Consider the following 15954-nt stretch of genomic DNA (forward strand, 5'->3'; position numbering starts at 1 on the left):
GCAATCAACACTGCTTATCTATGTCGCTCTCTAGCACAGCCCCGATTGCTTGCGCAAACCATACAGAAGCTCAAGCGCTACGTGCTAGTAACAACGAGCAAGCCGGAAACCATAGTTATCGTAGCGAACAACAGGTTGCCCATTGTCGCGGCAAGCAGAACGGCAGTACCTGCCATAGTAGAACCACGAGCCACCGCGCAATACACGGTCGACTCCTACTTCTGACCCAATAGGGTCTGTTGCGATTTTATCTGGATAAAGGCCATACCAATCCTGACACCACTCCCAAACATTGCCGTGCATTTGCCATAATCCCCAGTCGTTCTGATAAAACGACTCGACATCGACCGTATCATGTCGAAATTCACTTCTTCTGCCGTTGTTGTAAGGCTCTGTTCCATTAAAATTGACGAGTTCTGAATTAATCTGTTCACCCCAACAAAATGGCGTAGTACTTCCTGCCCGACAAGCATATTCCCATTGCGCTTCTGTCGGAAGGCATAATTTTAGCTCTGGTTTCATATGGTTCATTTTACTGATGAACTCTTGTGCATCATTCCAACTAACGTTGTCTACTGGGCGGTTTTCTCCTTTAAAGCGACTGGGACTCTCACCCATAACCGCCCCCCAAAGACCCTGAGTAACAGCAGTGTCAGCAATCCAAAAGCCTTTACTAAAAATCACTTCATACTGAGTTTCATTATCACTCCGCTCTGGCTCATCCTTCGGAGAACCCATCAAAAACGTCCCTGACTCACACCAACGAAATTGCTGCCGCGTCCCTTTATAAGTAAATGCCATCCAAAGGCCAAACTCATCCTCACCCCAGCCTGAGGCCCAGCTTTCGGGAAATTCATCAGGGTAGGCTTTGTGCCGACGGGTGTAAGCTTTTGTCATTTCATTCTCCCAGTCGCAAGACTGCCGATCTTCTGTTGTCCCATCCGGATAGAGCGGACCGGCGATTGACCATGATCTCGGGCAAGCCGAAAGCCAATGCTATAGTCGCGATGATTAGGATGGCGATAGCGACGATACGCGGAACGACAGAACCTGCCTAAGTCGATCCACGAGCCGCCCCGCAGCACACGGAGACCTTCTGACTCCCGCCCTTGCGGGTCAATTACAGAACCCTCCGGATACTCGCCATACCAATCTTCGCACCATTCGACAACATTACCGTGCATCTCGTATAACCCCCATTGGTTGGCAGGATAACTTTTAACCGGAAGTATTTTTCCGGCGGAATCAGATCCAGGGTTGGAATCATTCCACTTACCCGAATAGTTAACTTTATTTAGATCCAATTCATCCTCAACACCAAAATAGAAAGGTGTTTCTGTGCCTGCACGACAGGCATTTTCCCATTCGGCTTCGGTGGGTAAGCGTAAGCCTAGCTCTGGCTGCTTCTGGTTAATAAGTTGGAGAAAGTTTTGAACATCCTCCCAACTGACTTGCTCTACGGGATTGGCTTTATCTTTGGATTTGCTGGGATTATCACCAGTAACAGCCTGCCAGAGTTGTTGAGTACAAGTAGTTTCGGCAAGCCAATAACCTTGGCTCAGGGTGACTTGGCGTTGAACTTCACGATCTGATAATCGCCCTTTCTCATATTCAGGAGACCCCATTTGGAAGGTGGTCGGCTCTATCCAACGGAAGCGTTGGGTAATTCCAGCGATTTCGGCTTCTACTGCAACCCCATACTCATCGTAATAACACTCAGCAGCCCAATCTGGAGTCCAACCGGAGTACCTAGGTGAAAAAAACCAGACTCCACGAGTGCTATTAACCTTATGAGAGGTCAACTTTGGCTCCGATGACTCGGGCAATACAGCCTCGGACCAACTCTTCCACTTAATATAGTTCGGCGAATGCCAATACCAACGGTAAATACTCCCTTCACGAGACTCAGACTCAACAGAAAAGCCATTTTCATCAACGCTAACCACTGAGCGCATCCAAGGCTCTTTTCGTTGTTGTGCGGTACTAACATCCACGGTGATTAGTTCTCTGCCAATCTGAAACTGATGCTCTCTAGCACTACTAAAACCAAACCCTTTTTTAATTTTACTCAGATTCAGGCTAACCACTTTCTGATTCCCATGCCGATCTGTATTCACATGAAATATCCGCTCATCATCCAGAGTCATATTGAGCAGCAAAGCACCAGCGTGAGCATGATTGCCCCAATCATCTTCGGGTTCTGTTTTTTTCGTTACCTCACCATCCTTTGATTTTAATACCAGCTTCTCTCCTTGTTGCCATAACTCATATTCACGGAAGGTTTTTGCATGATTGATATAACGGCTGATCTCTGCAATTTCGTCTTCCGTTAAATAATCCGGGTACTCACTTTCCGCTGCACCTGTTCGCCGCTCCTCATGCAAATGAGAGAACGCCATAAACGCTAACCAAAAATCGTATTGCCCACGTAATTCCTTAGCTTGGTTTCGTAACAGATGGCGCTTCACCCAGCTATCCAGCAAGCCATGATCAGGATGCTCAGCGTAGGTTTTTACTAAGTCTTGCATATAGCGTTCGGTTGCTTGACTGACAACTTCAGGCACCATGCCTGATAGTTTTCCAGTGTTATCCAATCCTTCCAATAACATCAGATTGTGCATGGCTTCAAAGTACAACTCATCTGGCAACATCGCATGATAGCGTCCAATTAGCTCGACAAGCTTTGCCCGTTTTTTAACATCCAATTGTTGGAACAGTTTGAGTGCTTTTTCCTGATGATTTTCTCTGCTATTCGCCTGCCAACCCCACTCATCTCCCTCATAAACCGTATCGCGGTGCTGCCAAATGGCCACCTCATGCCCGATATCAAATGCGTTAAACAGGTAACGCGTTGCCCGTAGCAGGCCAGCATCAACCCGAAGCGTTGCAAAGAAATAACTGAGTAAATCATCAATACTTTCTGAATGATCAAGCTTATCTTTTTCTGCCTGATAACCCCCCTTCACGCGCTTTAGGTCACTACTACCATCCCAGATAAAACAATCAAAATAGCGCAATAAACGTTTATCTATGTCGCGCTCTGCCGCGGGCATCAGTACCATCGGGCGCACACCCTGAGCGTTTAACAACTGCCCAAAGACCAACCAACCATAGAGGGCGCTCCGTGTGTTTGAGTGCATCCCCAAGTCACTCAGAATAAGAAGAAGGGTTGTGTGTTTAGGAGCTGACCAAGGCTCGATAAATTCACGGCATTGCTCATAACGGACAACATAACCACCGGGCTCATCATGGATGTACTGGAGTTCTAACCCTTCTGTGCCTCGTGCCTGTATAAGCTTGTCACGTAAATGGAGGAAATCGCTGCGATAGGGAAAGTTGTCTTCGTTAATATCAATCAGCACCCTAACTTTTGTAGACCAGCTACGTCGCTGTTTACGGGGTATCCGATCAAAAGGTTTACCACTGGCAACCTGCTTAACTAACTGTTGCTCATCTACCTGCATACCTGAAACATTGGCACCTAGTATCTTTTTGAGAAATGGTTCGAGGCGTGACCAGCGGGTTAATTCAGTGTGGAGTGGTATGACGCGATGACAAGATGGAATCCGTGTTTTGGTTTCATCCAAGATAGTGGCGCTTGCTTGTGTAAACCAATCAGGCAATTGGTCAATGTCACTCGCATCAGAAGCCGATTGTTGTTCGTTTATTTTTCGATTACTGACACGATAATAGGCGGCGTTTTTTGACGGGCTTTCTTCTATTGGCAGACTCTGTTCAGGAGTCTCTTCACCAATAAGATCTTGATCTAGATTTTTCAGTATGCGGCCATCAGCCCTATCGAGGGATTCTTGCGTACTGTCTTGAGCGGGCGTCTTTTCAAGCTCAAAACCTAAAGATACCGCCAACTCATCGCGGGCCTGTTCATCTACCGACGAGGTATATAATCCCCACAACAAATCAGCCCGACTGAATCCATTCCGGCCCTGCCCCTCATTCGTCATGCATCACCGGATATTTGCGCATAACAAATTTTTTGATCTCTTCAAGCATTTCTAATTGCTTGTCTTGATCATTTCCACCGAGCACCGTCAAAGCGCGTAGCATGTCCAGATACTCCGCTTGTCCCGGAGGGGTTACGCCTTTTTCCTTTGCCAAATTACGGTCAGTAACTAATTGCTCTGCTGCTTTTTGCAGTATCACATCGCCACATTGCTTGAAGTGAAGCTTGCCTCTTTGTTTTAACAAAGTGATCAACTCATCATCATCTTTTGGAAGATTGAGATTCAGCACCAAACAACGACGGACAAAAGCCGGTGGTAGCTCTCGCTCTTCATTCGTCGTGATTATGACCAATGGCGGTACACTGTCTTTGCCACCGATGGTTTTATCCAACCACGGAATCTGGATGGCATTATTTCCCAAAATTTCCAACAGGCTATTTGGCAGTTCAGCATTGGCTTTGTCGATTTCATCGATAAGGATTACGCTGCCGTGTTCTTGCTCCCACCCCTTAGGCTTTTCAGGACTAGTTAGCTGGTATTGGCTGTCGTTGTAAGTTTTTGATGCAGATTTCCAGCACAGCGCCCACCAGAGAACGGCTGGAGAAATATAACGTTTTGTATCCAGAGCCTCCTTTCGTGCTTCTTCGCTCGTACCTGCCTGTAGCGTTTGTGCTTCTGCCAAGCGCCCTACTGCATCGAACTTCCAAAGCAAGTCCTGTCCTTCGGTATGAGAGTTGACTACTTCGTAAACGAATAGACGGTTTAGTGCGACTGCGGCAGCGTGGGCTAACTGGCTTTTACCTGTTCCAGGTTCTCCACGAAGGAGCACTGGGCGGCGTGCAGCTAAGGCAGTTTTTAGTACGTTGATACTGTCTTTATCAAATTGGTGGACTGAGGCTGACCATGAGCCGTAAGCGGGCAGTGGGAGTTGGCCGTTGTTTCCAAGCTCATCGAGTTCGGCAATATCACCCAGTAGCTTTTCGTTCAGTTTCTCTGGCAATTGTTGTGTCATATGCATCAACCTTCTCGTAAAAATTATGCAGCTCTATCATCAAATCATAGTCTGAAGTTATGTAAGCTCCGGATTGCATCGCTTTGTCTAATACGATGATGGGTAACTCGGGGAATATTTCAGTAAAAGCCTGACGATGTTTTTTATCCAATAACGGAGACTCATTTTTATCTCGTGGATTAACAGAAACCACTAGGTAGCAATTCTTTTTTTCAGGGTTATCTGCGACTAACTCTCGTCGGATATAATTACGCAAATATTCTCTGCTATATTCATCTGGAGAATAACGGGGGAAGAAAACACGCCATACTTCTTTCCCAACTTCATCTATCCAGCCATCCTGAAAACCTACTTCCAAGTCGAAGTGCGATACGGCATATTTTCCTTGTACCATCGGCTTGCTTTTGTGCCTTCGGTAGCTGGGCACTGACTGCATTCTTGCCGCTGAAGCTAGTTCAGCGCAACCAGGTAAATCGTGGGACATACGGATATTTAATGTTCCTGAAGTATGTTTAACCCCATCCCGTAATGCTTTGGCAGACTTCTTTTCCAATGAATACAGCGACAGCATAGAAACCAGTCGTTTAGCATCATCAAGTAATATTTTAGCTGGCCTATACTTTTCAGCACGTTCTAAGGATTTCAACTCACGAGACACAGAGGTGGTAAAATTTCTTAGTAGTTTTCCAATGTCCTCACGCGTTGTCTCTATAATCAGATGCAATAAATCAGCTTCGATTTGATCTTCCTTCCAGCGCTGCTTTCTTGACCAGTCTTTAAGCAGAGATGCTGGCAGCCCTTCCAATAGGCCCTCTAAGTCAAATTTAATATCATCCCAAAATACCTCATCATCAATCTGCTTGAACTCACCATATTGAGCCCTATGTTTCAGCAATGCTTCTTTGTGTGTTTCGCAGGCATCAACGACTTTGTACATAGGCGTCATATAGACTTTTTTGTACTTAAAGTTTTGTGCGCGCTCACCTCTCTGACTAATCAGCATACCGATTATTGCCTGTTCATCGTCACTCCAAACAGGTGCACCACTGGCTCCACCAATGGTTTCGTCAATACTTAAATCCAGCTCGATTAATCCATCAGCACATACAGATTTACTTTCACCCTCGAGAAGGCTTCCCTTCTCAATATGAAAGCCTTTGCATTTCACTTTATGGTCGGCATAAAACTCGTGATTGGTTTCATACTTCCAAGTAGACGCCAATGCTTCTGTTTTATTTAAATCCAAAGCTATCAAGGGCTTCAGACTTAGCACCGCGATATCAAAAATATCGTTCAGCCCCGCTTGCTTGTCATGTGGGCAGCTGGTTACCAATTCTGCCGTAAACAATTTCCCACACAAATCCTTATTAAAAGGAAAATCAATCACTAGTGTTTTTAGTAACCCAGCATCTACAGTATCTGTAGAGCTTTTACCAGAAATACAACTAGTTACCACGTGATTACACGTCACCAACCAAGGGTAGTTCGTAACAAAACCTGTACCAACCAACTTTCCTCTTTCCGGTTGATCAGCACCTTCTTTGAAACTAGCGAGACTAACCCTTGCTAGCCATTTATTCAGATTTTCCGACATTCTGAGCTTTTCTCTGCCATTTTAGTTTTATGACCATAGTCGCTTCACTATCTACTGACGCTAGAATTACACCAGCTTTTGCGCCAAGTTTAACACCCATTTCTATTTCAACTTCTGAAGGATCGCTTAGATCTTTGAGCATGCCTAGAACTGATTTAGCAACAGGCTTTATGCCTTGAATAGCCTTTTCAAATTTACCACCATCAATGGGTTCATCGCTTCCATTGCTAATTTCTTCATCAACATCAGATCCGGTAGACTCAGCTTCTACATAGACTTTTTCGCCTTCAATCTCGTATACAACATACTGTTTTGACATAACTTTTTCGATCCTTTAATTAAATAACTATGATAAACGTATTACAGAATTAGCACTCACGGATAAGCCGGAATCCGATAGTATCTGATCTAGTCTGAGGGGGTCGGCTAGCACGAAAAGCTGAGCGACATTGCCAGCCACCAGTGAACCACGAACCACCACGTATTAATTTCCCTTCACTCTTTGCCGACATTAGTGGGGATTTTTTTGGCAATCTCAAATAGTCACCGTACCAATCTTGGCACCATTCACTCACATTCCCATGCATTTGCCATAGGCCCCAATCATTTTGGTGAAACGATTTAACATCTACCGTATGTTCTCGGTATTCGCTTATTTCGCCTCCTTTATACGGATAGGTGCCCTCAAAATTAACCAAATCAGAGTTAATCTGCTCACCCCAACAAAAAGGTGTTTTACTACCTGCTCGACAGGCATATTCCCATTCAGCTTCAGTCGGTAATCGAAGCTTTAGTTCAGACTTCATATCATTCATTTTGACAATGAATTCTTGGGCGTCATTCCAACTGACGTTCTCAACCGGACGGCTTTCACCTTGAAAACGGCTAGGATTATTATTTACTACTTCCATCCAAAGCGCTTGAGTCACAGTAGTATCAGCAATCCAGAATCCTTTGCTTAGGATAACGTTATGCAGTGATTCGTCAGGCCTCCTATACGTTTCTTTTTGTGGCGACCCCATCAAAAACTCTCCTGGTTCACACCAACGGAATTTCTGCTGTATACCTTTATAAGTAAACGCCATCCACAGGCCAAACTCATCCTCACCCCAACCGGAAGCCCAGCTTTCAGGGAATTCGTCAGGGTAAATTTTGTGTTGGCGGATGTAGGATTCCATGGAGTTTCGGCTACTTAGACTAGATGCTCAGAATCATAGCACAAGCAACTCCAGTCACTAGTTGGTTTGTCTAATTCCAATCACTAACGTAACCTTTACCGACCCCTTACCACTTCCTTATGACTGATTTTCAGCTGGCCGCTAATCTACACCCATCGCTACACAATATAGCGGCCACCAATCAAAACCCAGAGGATACGACCATGAAAAACGCAACTATTATCACAACAACCATCGCCACATTATTAAGCACCGTTATGTTATCTGGAAATGCCGCTGCCGCTCAGCAGTGTGCCGCACGAGTGACCGTCGGCGGCGTGGCAGCAGCAGGCGCATTTGCCGGAGCCAGAGAACGACGCGCTACTCGTCGCGCCAAGCGGGCTTGGGAAGCTTATATTACCGGTCAGTCTGGCCCATCGATTCTGTCAAGCTTCACCAGCACCAACCATTCTTCTTTCGGCTTAGGTTCTCGCTTTGCTGATTTGGATAACGCGAAGAATGTGGTGGTTAACTGTAAAGGTGAAGGCCGAGGCTTAACGCGTTGCACAGTAACGGCGACGCCTTGTACTAAGAAATAATTTCCGTACCCCGCTTGATCATTCAGCCCGCTTCAATAGCGGGCTTTCCTGTATTTGGGGGATCATTGACAGTGCTTGGAGCTACGACAAATCAGGGGAAAGGATTCGGGCGATTTTCACGCTTAGTTTCGGGAAATGGGTTATCCGCCAATTCAAGCTGATGTAGCTCGTTGAAAGCATCACACAGGCTTTTACTGGCAGACTGCTTTTTATGACGGACTAACTCCTGCAGAGCGAAGTTGACTAGTTCGCGTCTGGTTTTGAGACCTGTCAAAGCAAATGCCTCACTGATAAGCGCCTCATCCAATTCGATATTAACTCGCATATTTATACTCCGCAAAATACCTACCCATCAAGACCATGCAACCTTAACAAGCTCATTCAACTTACCCCAAACCTCAACCTTTACCAAACCCTTACCACTTCCTTATGACTGATTTTCAGCTGGCCGCTAATCTACACCCATCGCTAAACAATATAGCGGCCACTAATCAAACTCAGAGGATACGACCATGAAAAACGCAACCATCATCACAATGACTATCGCCACTTTACTAAGCACTGTTATGTTATCTGGAACTGCCGCTGCCGCTCAGCAGTGTGCAGCACGGGTTAGCGTCGGCGGCGTGGCAGCAGCAGGTGCATTTGCCGGAGCCAGAGAACGACGTGCTACTCGCCGCGCTAAGCGAGCTTGGGAAGCTTATATCACTGGCCAGTCTGGCCCATCGATTTTGTCGAGCTTCACCAGCACCAACCATTCTTCTTTCGGCTTGGGTTCACGCTTTGCTGATCTGGATAACGCTAAGAATGTGGTGGTTAACTGTAAAGGTGAGGGCCGTGGTTTAACGCGTTGCACAGTAACGGCGACGCCTTGTACTAAGTAAGTTTCGTACTTTGCTTGATCACTCAGCCCGCTAATACAGCGGGCTTTCCTATGTTTGGCCACTTAGTGTATTGCCTGCAAAATAAATACTTTTAGCGGGAGCATTCGTGTTCATTATTTATCTCTGTTCATTTCTAGTGAACACTGTAAAATAATGAACATGCAATCTATGAGCTATTCTCATGTACGAAAATGCTTTCTTAGACAAAGTCCTACAGGCGCTTAAAGATAACACTGGCATTACGTCGGAGCTGCTAGGTGCGGCTAATACACCATACAGTGCTGCGCATCATGACCACGCCATCAGTCTAAGTAAGGGCGATGTGACACAAGCATTCCTTGTTGATATCAAACGGCGGCCATCAGTATCGCAACTAACGTTATTACTGAGTAATGATAAAAGCAATTTGGGAGTCCGAAACGATAACAGTGAATGGCACTACAGCGCTAAAACGCTGTTAGTCGCTGACTACGTAAATCCTAAGCTTTCACAGTTTTTAAAAGACAATGGCTGTAATTTTGTCGACAGTGCTGGTAATGCCTACCTGAACTTTGGCTCGGTTTTTGTTTATATAACAGGAAACAAAGCACCAGAAGTACTTACTGAAACAAAGCCCTCAAGAGCATTTCAAAGTACCGGCTTGAAGCTGATATTTGCGCTGCTTTGCCATCCCGAAAATATCATTAACCGCAGTTACCGAGACCTGAGTGAAATCAGTGGTGTTTCATTAGGCTCTATCGGTCGGATTATTAATGATCTGAAAGCCGCAGGATATCTCTCATCAGGAGAGAATGACCAGCGCAATTGGGCAGATAAAGACGGCCTGATAAAGCGCTGGGTTGTCGCGTATGCTGAAAATCTCAGACCTAAGCTTGTATTGGGCTACTACAAGTCACTTCAGGAAAACTGGCAGGAAGCGGTTGATATCCAATCTTATGGCGCGTTGTGGGGCGGTGAAATCGCTGCAGATCATTTAACACGCTATCTTAAGCCCGAGTTTTCTACAATTTATACCCAAGAGAAGCTTGGCAAACTCGTACTAATGAACGGCTTAAAAGAGGTTCCTGAAAAAAGTAGCGCAAATGTAGAAGTGCTTCAGAAGTTTTGGCATTTTGACAATCCTCAGAATCCGGGCTTGGCCCCTACACTGCTGGTCTATGCTGATCTGATCGCTTCAGGAAATTCCAGAAATATTGAAACTGCAAACATCATTTATCAGGAGTTTTTAAATGTCAGTGAATAGTCGTCTGAGCCCTGACTGGCTGGCAGCGTTGAGCATTATAAAAACTCAGGCCGATAGTCTTGGGATTCCGTTTATGGTCATTGGCGCTTCGGCGAGAGATATACTGCTCAATTTGTGGAGTATCTCACCAACTCGTGCCACCAGAGATGTTGATTTAGCGATAGAAATCGCAAGCTGGGGGCGCTTTGAGGAATTAAGAAACGCTCTCGTTGCCACAGGATCTTTTCAATCTAACAATCAACTGCAAAGGCTTACTTTCGAAGGCCATCTACCAATTGATCTGGTGCCTTATGGTGCTATCGAGCGCTCAAACTCGGAAATATCCTGGCCACCAGATCATGCTGTTCTCATGTCAGTTGCGGGAATGAAAGATGCCTTTGATTCATCGTTAACGCTGCCACTTTCTGAATCACCTAACCCGCTGGAAATACATGTCGCTTCTGCTGCTGGTATAGCGTTACTCAAGCTGATTGCATGGGAAGATCGTAAATTGAGTACAACCAAGGATGCAGAGGATCTGTATTTTCTCCTGCGTCATTACATCGACCTTGGTAATCAGAATCACTTGCAGAGCGATCATGAGGATTTGTTTGAGGACTTTGATAGTGCGCATGCACGCTTACTTGGTAGAGATCTTTTGGAGATTTGTAGCTCTGAGACTTTGCTTGCTGTTAAGTCAATTTTAGATAGAGAAACGGCTTCCTCAAATGAATCGATACTTGTACGAGATATGCTGCCCAGACGCGCGGAATCCGACCAAATTTCACTTTGTAGAAAATGGCTGACGGCCATGTGGGCAGAGATGTTTGAGATGGACACCTTCTAATCCAAAACTCAACCTTTACCAAACCCTTACCACTTCCTTATGACTGATTTTCGGCTGGCCGCTAATCTACACCCATCGCTACACAATATAGCGGCCACTAATCAAACTCAGAGGATACGACCATGAAAAACGCAACCATCATCACAATGACCATCGCCACGTTATTAAGCACTGTAATGTTATCTGGAAATGCCGCTGCCGCTCAGCAGTGTGCCGCACGAGTGACCGTCGGCGGCGTGGCAGCAGCAGGTGCATTTGCCGGAGCCAGAGAGCGACGCGCTACTCGCCGCGCCAAGCGAGCCTGGGAAGCTTATATCACTGGTCAGTCTGGCCCGTCGATTCTGTCAAGCTTCACTAGCACCAACCATTCTTCTTTCGGCTTAGGTTCTCGCTTTGCTGATCTGGATAACGCGAAGAATGTGGTGGTTAACTGTAAAGGTGAAGGCCGTGGCTTAACGCGTTGCACGGTAACGGCGACGCCTTGCACTAAGAAATAATTCCCGTACCCCGCTTGATCACTCAGCCCGCTTAGATAGCGGGCTTTCTTGTGCCTATTGCTCCCCAACGCCGGGGTTTCGCTCCCACGCCGATGCATCGATCACTTCCTGATACGCATGCCAAGTCGCATGACCAATCACTGGTAACGTGACCGCCAAACCAACAAAACCCAGCGCAATTCCCAGCAACACACTGACCACAATCACCAGCCCCCAAGCCGCCATCACTACTTTATTTCTCAGCACCGCAGAAATCGAAGACAGTACCACCGTGACCGCATCCACTTTACGATCCAGTAACATGGGGATAGAAAAGGCACCGACGCAAAATACCACGCCAGCAAAAATAGCGCCCACGGCGCTGCCGATCCCTAAAAACAAACTGAGGTCCGATGCCGTTGCATTACCAAAGCTGGGAAAGAATATATGCACCATCGACGCCGCACGCGCCCAAAGTAAAAACACAATCAGGAACATTAATGACAGAACCAGCTCATTGCTCATGTTTTTACGTCCTTCTCGCACGCCGCGCATGAACGTGGGAGTAATACCACTTTCCAGCTGTCGACTCATGGAGTAAAGGCCGATGGCGAGGGCTGGACCGATAAAGAAAAAACCTCCGGTGAGCGCGATGGCAAGTACCAGACTGTGCGCTTGCCACGCGACCCAAGCCACAAGTAAGGCAATTAGTAACATGACGAATCCGTAGCTCAGGCTGAGCCGTGGAATGCTCCTGAAATCTTGCCAGCCGAGCTTTAGCCACCGCAACGGTGCATCCAACCCGATAGTCCGCGATGGTGCAATGATGGGGAGATTGCTTTCATCGTTTGAATTACTCATGACTCATCCTCCTGTTCCTCGTCGTTCTAGCTTAGCGCATTCATTCAAGCGCCCCAAGTAAGACATTCACCGATTAGAGAGACTACCTGCTGCAAAACTGACACATGTCAAAGCCGCAGACTAAAATCGTTTTATGCTAGTAAAGTACTAAAATACTAAGAGGGCTCTGAGATGAACCAAGACATGATTGCTACACAAAAAGCGGCGTTACTAGCACTGGAAACGGAGCTATCGGAGCGCCTTAAAAACTTGCAGGCCGATATGATGAAGCCTCATGATCAGGACTCCTCAGAGCAGGTCGTTGAGCGGGAGAATGATGAAGTAGTTGATCGGCTTGCTAATGAAACGCAGGATGAGTTAGTGCAGATAAAACATGCGCTTGCTGCAATTCAGGCTGGGACTTATGGTGAATGTGAGCAGTGTGGCGAAGACATTGCACCCGCTCGTTTAGAGAGTATTCCGTATGCTAGTAAGTGTGTGAAGTGCGCTTGAGCTAGCGTGACTGGTAGGCAGTTGCAATACGACCACTCTGTTCATTATTTTTATCTATTCATTATTTTTATCTGTTCATTTTAAATGAACACTGCAAAATAATGAACAGACGGTATGTATGGCGTAGAAAATAGCGAGCCCACAACACAAGCAGCCCGCAGAGCACAGCTTGAGTTGTTTTTGCAAAACTTAACGGTGCTGCCTTGGCCTGAAGAAGCGGGTAGACACTATGGCCACATTCGCTCAATGCTACGTCGCAATGGCACTCCCAATCAAGTCACCGCATGAGCAACCCGATACTTAGCATCATCCCAAAGCCGCCCCTCAATAATTTCCTCCAACACATCCACCGCCGCAACCACATCCGCCACATCAATATACAACGGCGTAAACCCAAACCGCATCAAATTAGGCGCACGAAAATCACCAATCACCTGCCGATCAATCAAGGCCTGCATCACCGCATAGCCATGCTCATACGCAAACGACACTTGCGAACCTCTTACCGTAGGATCGCGCGGACTCGCTAGCGTTAACGCCGGACAGCGCGCCCCCACCTCGGATATAAACCGCTCCGATAGCGCAATACTCGCCGCTCGCAATTCCTGCATATCAACACCTTCCCAAACACTCAGCGCCGCTTCTAATGCACTCACTTGCATCACTGGCGGCGTGCCAACCCGCATGCGCTCAATCGAAGCCGCCGGGCGGTAATTCTGCTCAAAAGCAAACGGCGAATCATGCCCCATCCACCCTGCCAGTGCGGGCTTAACATCAGCCATCAAATCAGGTCGCACATAAATAAAGGCCGGTGCACCGGGGCCGCCATTGAGGTATTTATAAGTACAGCCCACGGCAAATTCACAATTGCTCGCTTGCAAATCTAATGGCACTGCGCCTGCACTATGCGCAAGGTCCCACAACATCACCGCGCCAGCCTGATGCGCTTTTTGAGTGATCTGCTGCATGTCGTGCATACGTCCGGAGCGGTAATCAACTTGCGTTAGCATCACCACGGCAACCGATTCATCGATGGCATCAATCACGCTTTCGGGATCAACCACACGCAATTCATAATCTTTGCCGATGGTGTCAATCAACCCCTCCGCCATATATAAATCGGTAGGGAAGTTGCCATTATCAGAAAGAATTACTTTGCGCTCTGGTCGCATTTTTAATGCCGCCGCCAGCGCCTGAAACACTTTAATGGAGAGCGTATCGCCAATCACCACGCTGTCATCTGGCGCGCCAATCAACTTCGCTACTTGGTTGCCAACCCGAGCCGGTTGCTGCATCCATTGCGACACGTTCCAACCTTTAATCAGCTGCTGGCCCCACTCGGCACTAATCACTTCCGCAACGCGCGCAGGCACCACTTTTGGCAGCGGGCCCAACGAATTACCATCGAGGTAAATCATGCCTTCCGGAATATCGAACAGTTCTTTTCTAGGGAGGGTAACACCCATTTTATAATCCTCTGCATCGGCTAACGTTGAGCGGTGATTCTAACGCAGATGTACCAAGTTTAGGCAAGCCATTGACATTGCAGTGCTAATAATAAATAGTTAATTAACTAATAAGTTAAATGGTTAACTATCATGCCGATCGATATTCCCAGAGTTACCAGCCAGCCCCGAGACAACACCGCCCTACTCGGTAGCGTTCACTATGCACCGCTAAAATCATTCTGGATATCCGGCATGTATCTTTTCGCCATTATCGGTGGCGCGATGACGTTCAGCTGGACGGCTTTGAGTGTGTTTCTCATCACCTCAGCCATCACGCTGTGCCTTGGCCACTCCCTTGGCATGCATCGCCTGCTCATCCACAACAGTTATGAATGCCCGAGATGGCTGGAATATCTATTCGTGTATCTCGGCGTATTGGTTGGTTTAGCGGGGCCAATCGGCATGTTGAGAACGCATGACCTGCGAGACTGGGCGCAACGCCAAACACATTGCCATGACTACTTTGCGCACCAGCAATCTATGTTACGCGATTGGTACTGGCAGCTGCATTGCGATATTAAGCTCACGCACCCGCCAACCTTTACCGCAGAACCGCGCATCGCCAATGATCAATTTTACCAGTTTATTGAGAAATACTGGATGTGGCAGCAACTCCCCTTGATTATCTTGTTAGGCGCTCTCGGTGGCATTAGCTGGATTATTTGGGGAGTGTGCGTACGCGTTGCTGTGAGTGTGACCGGCCATTGGTTGGTGGGCTACTTTGCGCACAACGAAGGCGATAAGCATTGGCACGTTGAAGGCGCAGCGGTTCAGGGCCACAACATTAAACACCTTGGGCTAATCACCATGGGCGAGTGCTGGCACAATAACCATCACGCCTTTCCCGGCTCGGCTAAACTGGGCTTACACGCCGGTGAGGTTGACCCTGGTTGGTGGGTATTACAAACACTGCAAGCGCTTGGCTTGGTGTGGAATATTAAACTGCCAGAACACTTAGCGCATCGACCCGAACTCATTACCAGCATTAATACGGACAGCATCAATGGATAATATCAACCTAGTATTTGAAGCACTTTCCTCAACCCCTCGCCGCCGTATTCTGAGTTATTTATCGGCGACCAGCTTAACCGCAGGAGAGATCGCAGAACGTTTTGACATGAGCAAACCCGCGCTCTCAAAACACCTCAAAATATTACAAACGGCCAACCTCATCGTCGGGGAGAAAAAAGGCCAGTTTATGCATTACAGTTTGAATCGCGACAATCTGGTCAGCAGCCTGCACGACTTCACCGCAAACTTTTGTCCGGTCGGCTCTGGTATCAAAAAAGAAAGTAGAAAGCTGGCCAGCGATAGCGCCGAAAACACTCAAGGAAACTAAG

18 protein-coding genes are annotated in these 15954 nt (G+C 47.1%); 9 read left to right on the top strand and 9 right to left on the bottom strand.

From position 1 onward, the window contains the following. Positions 1–84: 84 nt before the first annotated feature. The 6 genes from LEUMU_RS26370 to LEUMU_RS0115675 are packed head-to-tail and all read right to left on the bottom strand — an operon-like array spanning position 85 to position 7746. Positions 85–897, bottom strand: a complete 813-nt coding sequence (locus LEUMU_RS26370; protein WP_022953237.1) for a formylglycine-generating enzyme family protein — start codon at positions 895–897, stop codon at positions 85–87. After that, entirely contained in the window at positions 894–3962 is a 3069-nt protein-coding gene (locus LEUMU_RS29210) for a formylglycine-generating enzyme family protein (protein WP_022953238.1), read from the bottom strand. Before LEUMU_RS29210 ends, LEUMU_RS26370 begins: the two co-directional genes overlap by 4 nt. Beyond that, the gene (locus LEUMU_RS0115660) at positions 3952–4974 is read right to left on the bottom strand and encodes an AAA family ATPase (RefSeq protein ID WP_022953239.1); all 1023 of its coding nucleotides are present in this window, start codon (positions 4972–4974) and stop codon (positions 3952–3954) included. The genes LEUMU_RS29210 and LEUMU_RS0115660 overlap by 11 nt, the downstream gene beginning before the upstream one ends. Continuing rightward, positions 4928–6568 (bottom strand): hypothetical protein, encoded by a 1641-nt coding sequence (locus LEUMU_RS0115665; RefSeq protein WP_022953240.1) that lies wholly within the window; start codon positions 6566–6568, stop codon positions 4928–4930. The genes LEUMU_RS0115660 and LEUMU_RS0115665 overlap by 47 nt, the downstream gene beginning before the upstream one ends. Beyond that, positions 6549–6887 (bottom strand): CU044_2847 family protein, encoded by a 339-nt coding sequence (locus LEUMU_RS28155; RefSeq protein WP_022953241.1) that lies wholly within the window; start codon positions 6885–6887, stop codon positions 6549–6551. The genes LEUMU_RS0115665 and LEUMU_RS28155 overlap by 20 nt, the downstream gene beginning before the upstream one ends. 49 nt (positions 6888–6936) lie before the next feature. Then, positions 6937–7746, bottom strand: coding sequence for a formylglycine-generating enzyme family protein (locus LEUMU_RS0115675; RefSeq protein WP_022953242.1), 810 nt, complete (start codon positions 7744–7746; stop codon positions 6937–6939). 203 nt (positions 7747–7949) lie between these two features. Here LEUMU_RS0115675 and LEUMU_RS0115680 point away from each other — a divergent pair, with 203 nt between their 5' ends. After that, positions 7950–8324, top strand: coding sequence for a hypothetical protein (locus tag LEUMU_RS0115680; protein ID WP_026744831.1), 375 nt, complete (start codon positions 7950–7952; stop codon positions 8322–8324). A 91-nt stretch (positions 8325–8415) separates the two neighbouring features. Here LEUMU_RS0115680 and LEUMU_RS0115685 read toward each other — a convergent pair whose 3' ends face one another. After that, positions 8416–8649, bottom strand: a complete 234-nt coding sequence (locus LEUMU_RS0115685) for a type II toxin-antitoxin system VapB family antitoxin (RefSeq protein WP_022953244.1) — start codon at positions 8647–8649, stop codon at positions 8416–8418. A 187-nt stretch (positions 8650–8836) separates the two neighbouring features. Here LEUMU_RS0115685 and LEUMU_RS0115690 point away from each other — a divergent pair, with 187 nt between their 5' ends. The 4 genes from LEUMU_RS0115690 to LEUMU_RS0115705 all read left to right on the top strand — a co-directional run bounded on the left by LEUMU_RS0115690 (position 8837) and on the right by LEUMU_RS0115705 (position 11774). After that, positions 8837–9208: a hypothetical protein gene (locus LEUMU_RS0115690; RefSeq protein WP_022953245.1), complete on the top strand. Its 372-nt coding sequence runs from the start codon at positions 8837–8839 to the stop codon at positions 9206–9208. A gap of 181 nt (positions 9209–9389) precedes the next feature. Beyond that, positions 9390–10451 carry a type IV toxin-antitoxin system AbiEi family antitoxin gene (locus LEUMU_RS26385; protein ID WP_022953246.1) on the top strand — a complete coding sequence of 354 codons (1062 nt, stop codon included), beginning with the start codon at positions 9390–9392 and terminating at the stop codon, positions 10449–10451. Continuing rightward, the gene (locus LEUMU_RS26390; RefSeq protein WP_022953247.1) at positions 10438–11277 is read left to right on the top strand and encodes a nucleotidyl transferase AbiEii/AbiGii toxin family protein; all 840 of its coding nucleotides are present in this window, start codon (positions 10438–10440) and stop codon (positions 11275–11277) included. The genes LEUMU_RS26385 and LEUMU_RS26390 overlap by 14 nt, the downstream gene beginning before the upstream one ends. A gap of 122 nt (positions 11278–11399) precedes the next feature. After that, a complete protein-coding gene (locus tag LEUMU_RS0115705) occupies positions 11400–11774 on the top strand; it encodes a hypothetical protein (RefSeq protein ID WP_022953248.1) in 375 nt (124 codons plus the stop codon). 54 nt (positions 11775–11828) lie between these two features. Here the strand turns inward: LEUMU_RS0115705 and LEUMU_RS0115710 are convergent, their stop codons facing one another. After that, entirely contained in the window at positions 11829–12614 is a 786-nt protein-coding gene (locus LEUMU_RS0115710) for a DUF2189 domain-containing protein (RefSeq protein ID WP_022953249.1), read from the bottom strand. Between the two features lie 183 nt (positions 12615–12797). On the opposite strand from LEUMU_RS0115710, the gene LEUMU_RS0115715 reads away from it, so the two are divergent. Next, positions 12798–13106, top strand: a complete 309-nt coding sequence (locus tag LEUMU_RS0115715) for a TraR/DksA family transcriptional regulator (RefSeq protein WP_040504496.1) — start codon at positions 12798–12800, stop codon at positions 13104–13106. Between the two features lie 114 nt (positions 13107–13220). After that, positions 13221–13394: a type II toxin-antitoxin system VapC family toxin gene (locus LEUMU_RS28820; RefSeq protein WP_022953250.1), complete on the top strand. Its 174-nt coding sequence runs from the start codon at positions 13221–13223 to the stop codon at positions 13392–13394. Here LEUMU_RS28820 and kynU read toward each other — a convergent pair. Then, on the bottom strand, positions 13379–14572 hold the full coding sequence (gene kynU / locus LEUMU_RS0115725) for a kynureninase (RefSeq protein ID WP_022953251.1): 1194 nt from the start codon (positions 14570–14572) through the stop codon (positions 13379–13381). The two genes, LEUMU_RS28820 and kynU, sit on opposite strands and share 16 nt — an antisense overlap. Before the next feature lie 132 nt (positions 14573–14704). Here kynU and LEUMU_RS0115730 point away from each other — a divergent pair, with 132 nt between their 5' ends. Together LEUMU_RS0115730 and LEUMU_RS26395 are read left to right on the top strand one after the other, a co-directional pair. Beyond that, positions 14705–15625, top strand: coding sequence for an acyl-CoA desaturase (locus tag LEUMU_RS0115730; protein WP_022953252.1), 921 nt, complete (start codon positions 14705–14707; stop codon positions 15623–15625). After that, entirely contained in the window at positions 15618–15953 is a 336-nt protein-coding gene (locus tag LEUMU_RS26395) for a metalloregulator ArsR/SmtB family transcription factor (RefSeq protein ID WP_022953253.1), read from the top strand. The genes LEUMU_RS0115730 and LEUMU_RS26395 overlap by 8 nt, the downstream gene beginning before the upstream one ends. Position 15954 lies beyond the last annotated feature (1 nt).

The sequence above is a fragment of the Leucothrix mucor DSM 2157 genome (assembly GCF_000419525.1).
GTDB classification, from domain to species: Bacteria; Pseudomonadota; Gammaproteobacteria; order Thiotrichales; family Thiotrichaceae; genus Leucothrix; species Leucothrix mucor.

What these genes read in the sequence shown, in the direction of transcription:
- LEUMU_RS26370 (WP_022953237.1), bottom strand. Translation starts at nt 897, where the DNA reads ATGACAAAAGCTTACACCCGTCGGCACAAAGCCTACCCTGATGAATTT.
- LEUMU_RS29210 (WP_022953238.1), bottom strand. Translation starts at nt 3,962, where the DNA reads ATGACGAATGAGGGGCAGGGCCGGAATGGATTCAGTCGGGCTGATTTG.
- LEUMU_RS0115660 (WP_022953239.1), bottom strand. Translation starts at nt 4,974, where the DNA reads ATGACACAACAATTGCCAGAGAAACTGAACGAAAAGCTACTGGGTGAT.
- LEUMU_RS0115665 (WP_022953240.1), bottom strand. Translation starts at nt 6,568, where the DNA reads ATGTCGGAAAATCTGAATAAATGGCTAGCAAGGGTTAGTCTCGCTAGT.
- LEUMU_RS28155 (WP_022953241.1), bottom strand. Translation starts at nt 6,887, where the DNA reads ATGTCAAAACAGTATGTTGTATACGAGATTGAAGGCGAAAAAGTCTAT.
- LEUMU_RS0115675 (WP_022953242.1), bottom strand. Translation starts at nt 7,746, where the DNA reads ATGGAATCCTACATCCGCCAACACAAAATTTACCCTGACGAATTCCCT.
- LEUMU_RS0115680 (WP_026744831.1), top strand. Translation starts at nt 7,950, where the DNA reads ATGAAAAACGCAACTATTATCACAACAACCATCGCCACATTATTAAGC.
- LEUMU_RS0115685 (WP_022953244.1), bottom strand. Translation starts at nt 8,649, where the DNA reads ATGCGAGTTAATATCGAATTGGATGAGGCGCTTATCAGTGAGGCATTT.
- LEUMU_RS0115690 (WP_022953245.1), top strand. Translation starts at nt 8,837, where the DNA reads ATGAAAAACGCAACCATCATCACAATGACTATCGCCACTTTACTAAGC.
- LEUMU_RS26385 (WP_022953246.1), top strand. Translation starts at nt 9,390, where the DNA reads ATGTACGAAAATGCTTTCTTAGACAAAGTCCTACAGGCGCTTAAAGAT.
- LEUMU_RS26390 (WP_022953247.1), top strand. Translation starts at nt 10,438, where the DNA reads ATGTCAGTGAATAGTCGTCTGAGCCCTGACTGGCTGGCAGCGTTGAGC.
- LEUMU_RS0115705 (WP_022953248.1), top strand. Translation starts at nt 11,400, where the DNA reads ATGAAAAACGCAACCATCATCACAATGACCATCGCCACGTTATTAAGC.
- LEUMU_RS0115710 (WP_022953249.1), bottom strand. Translation starts at nt 12,614, where the DNA reads ATGAGTAATTCAAACGATGAAAGCAATCTCCCCATCATTGCACCATCG.
- LEUMU_RS0115715 (WP_040504496.1), top strand. Translation starts at nt 12,798, where the DNA reads ATGATTGCTACACAAAAAGCGGCGTTACTAGCACTGGAAACGGAGCTA.
- LEUMU_RS28820 (WP_022953250.1), top strand. Translation starts at nt 13,221, where the DNA reads ATGTATGGCGTAGAAAATAGCGAGCCCACAACACAAGCAGCCCGCAGA.
- kynU (WP_022953251.1), bottom strand. Translation starts at nt 14,572, where the DNA reads ATGGGTGTTACCCTCCCTAGAAAAGAACTGTTCGATATTCCGGAAGGC.
- LEUMU_RS0115730 (WP_022953252.1), top strand. Translation starts at nt 14,705, where the DNA reads ATGCCGATCGATATTCCCAGAGTTACCAGCCAGCCCCGAGACAACACC.
- LEUMU_RS26395 (WP_022953253.1), top strand. Translation starts at nt 15,618, where the DNA reads ATGGATAATATCAACCTAGTATTTGAAGCACTTTCCTCAACCCCTCGC.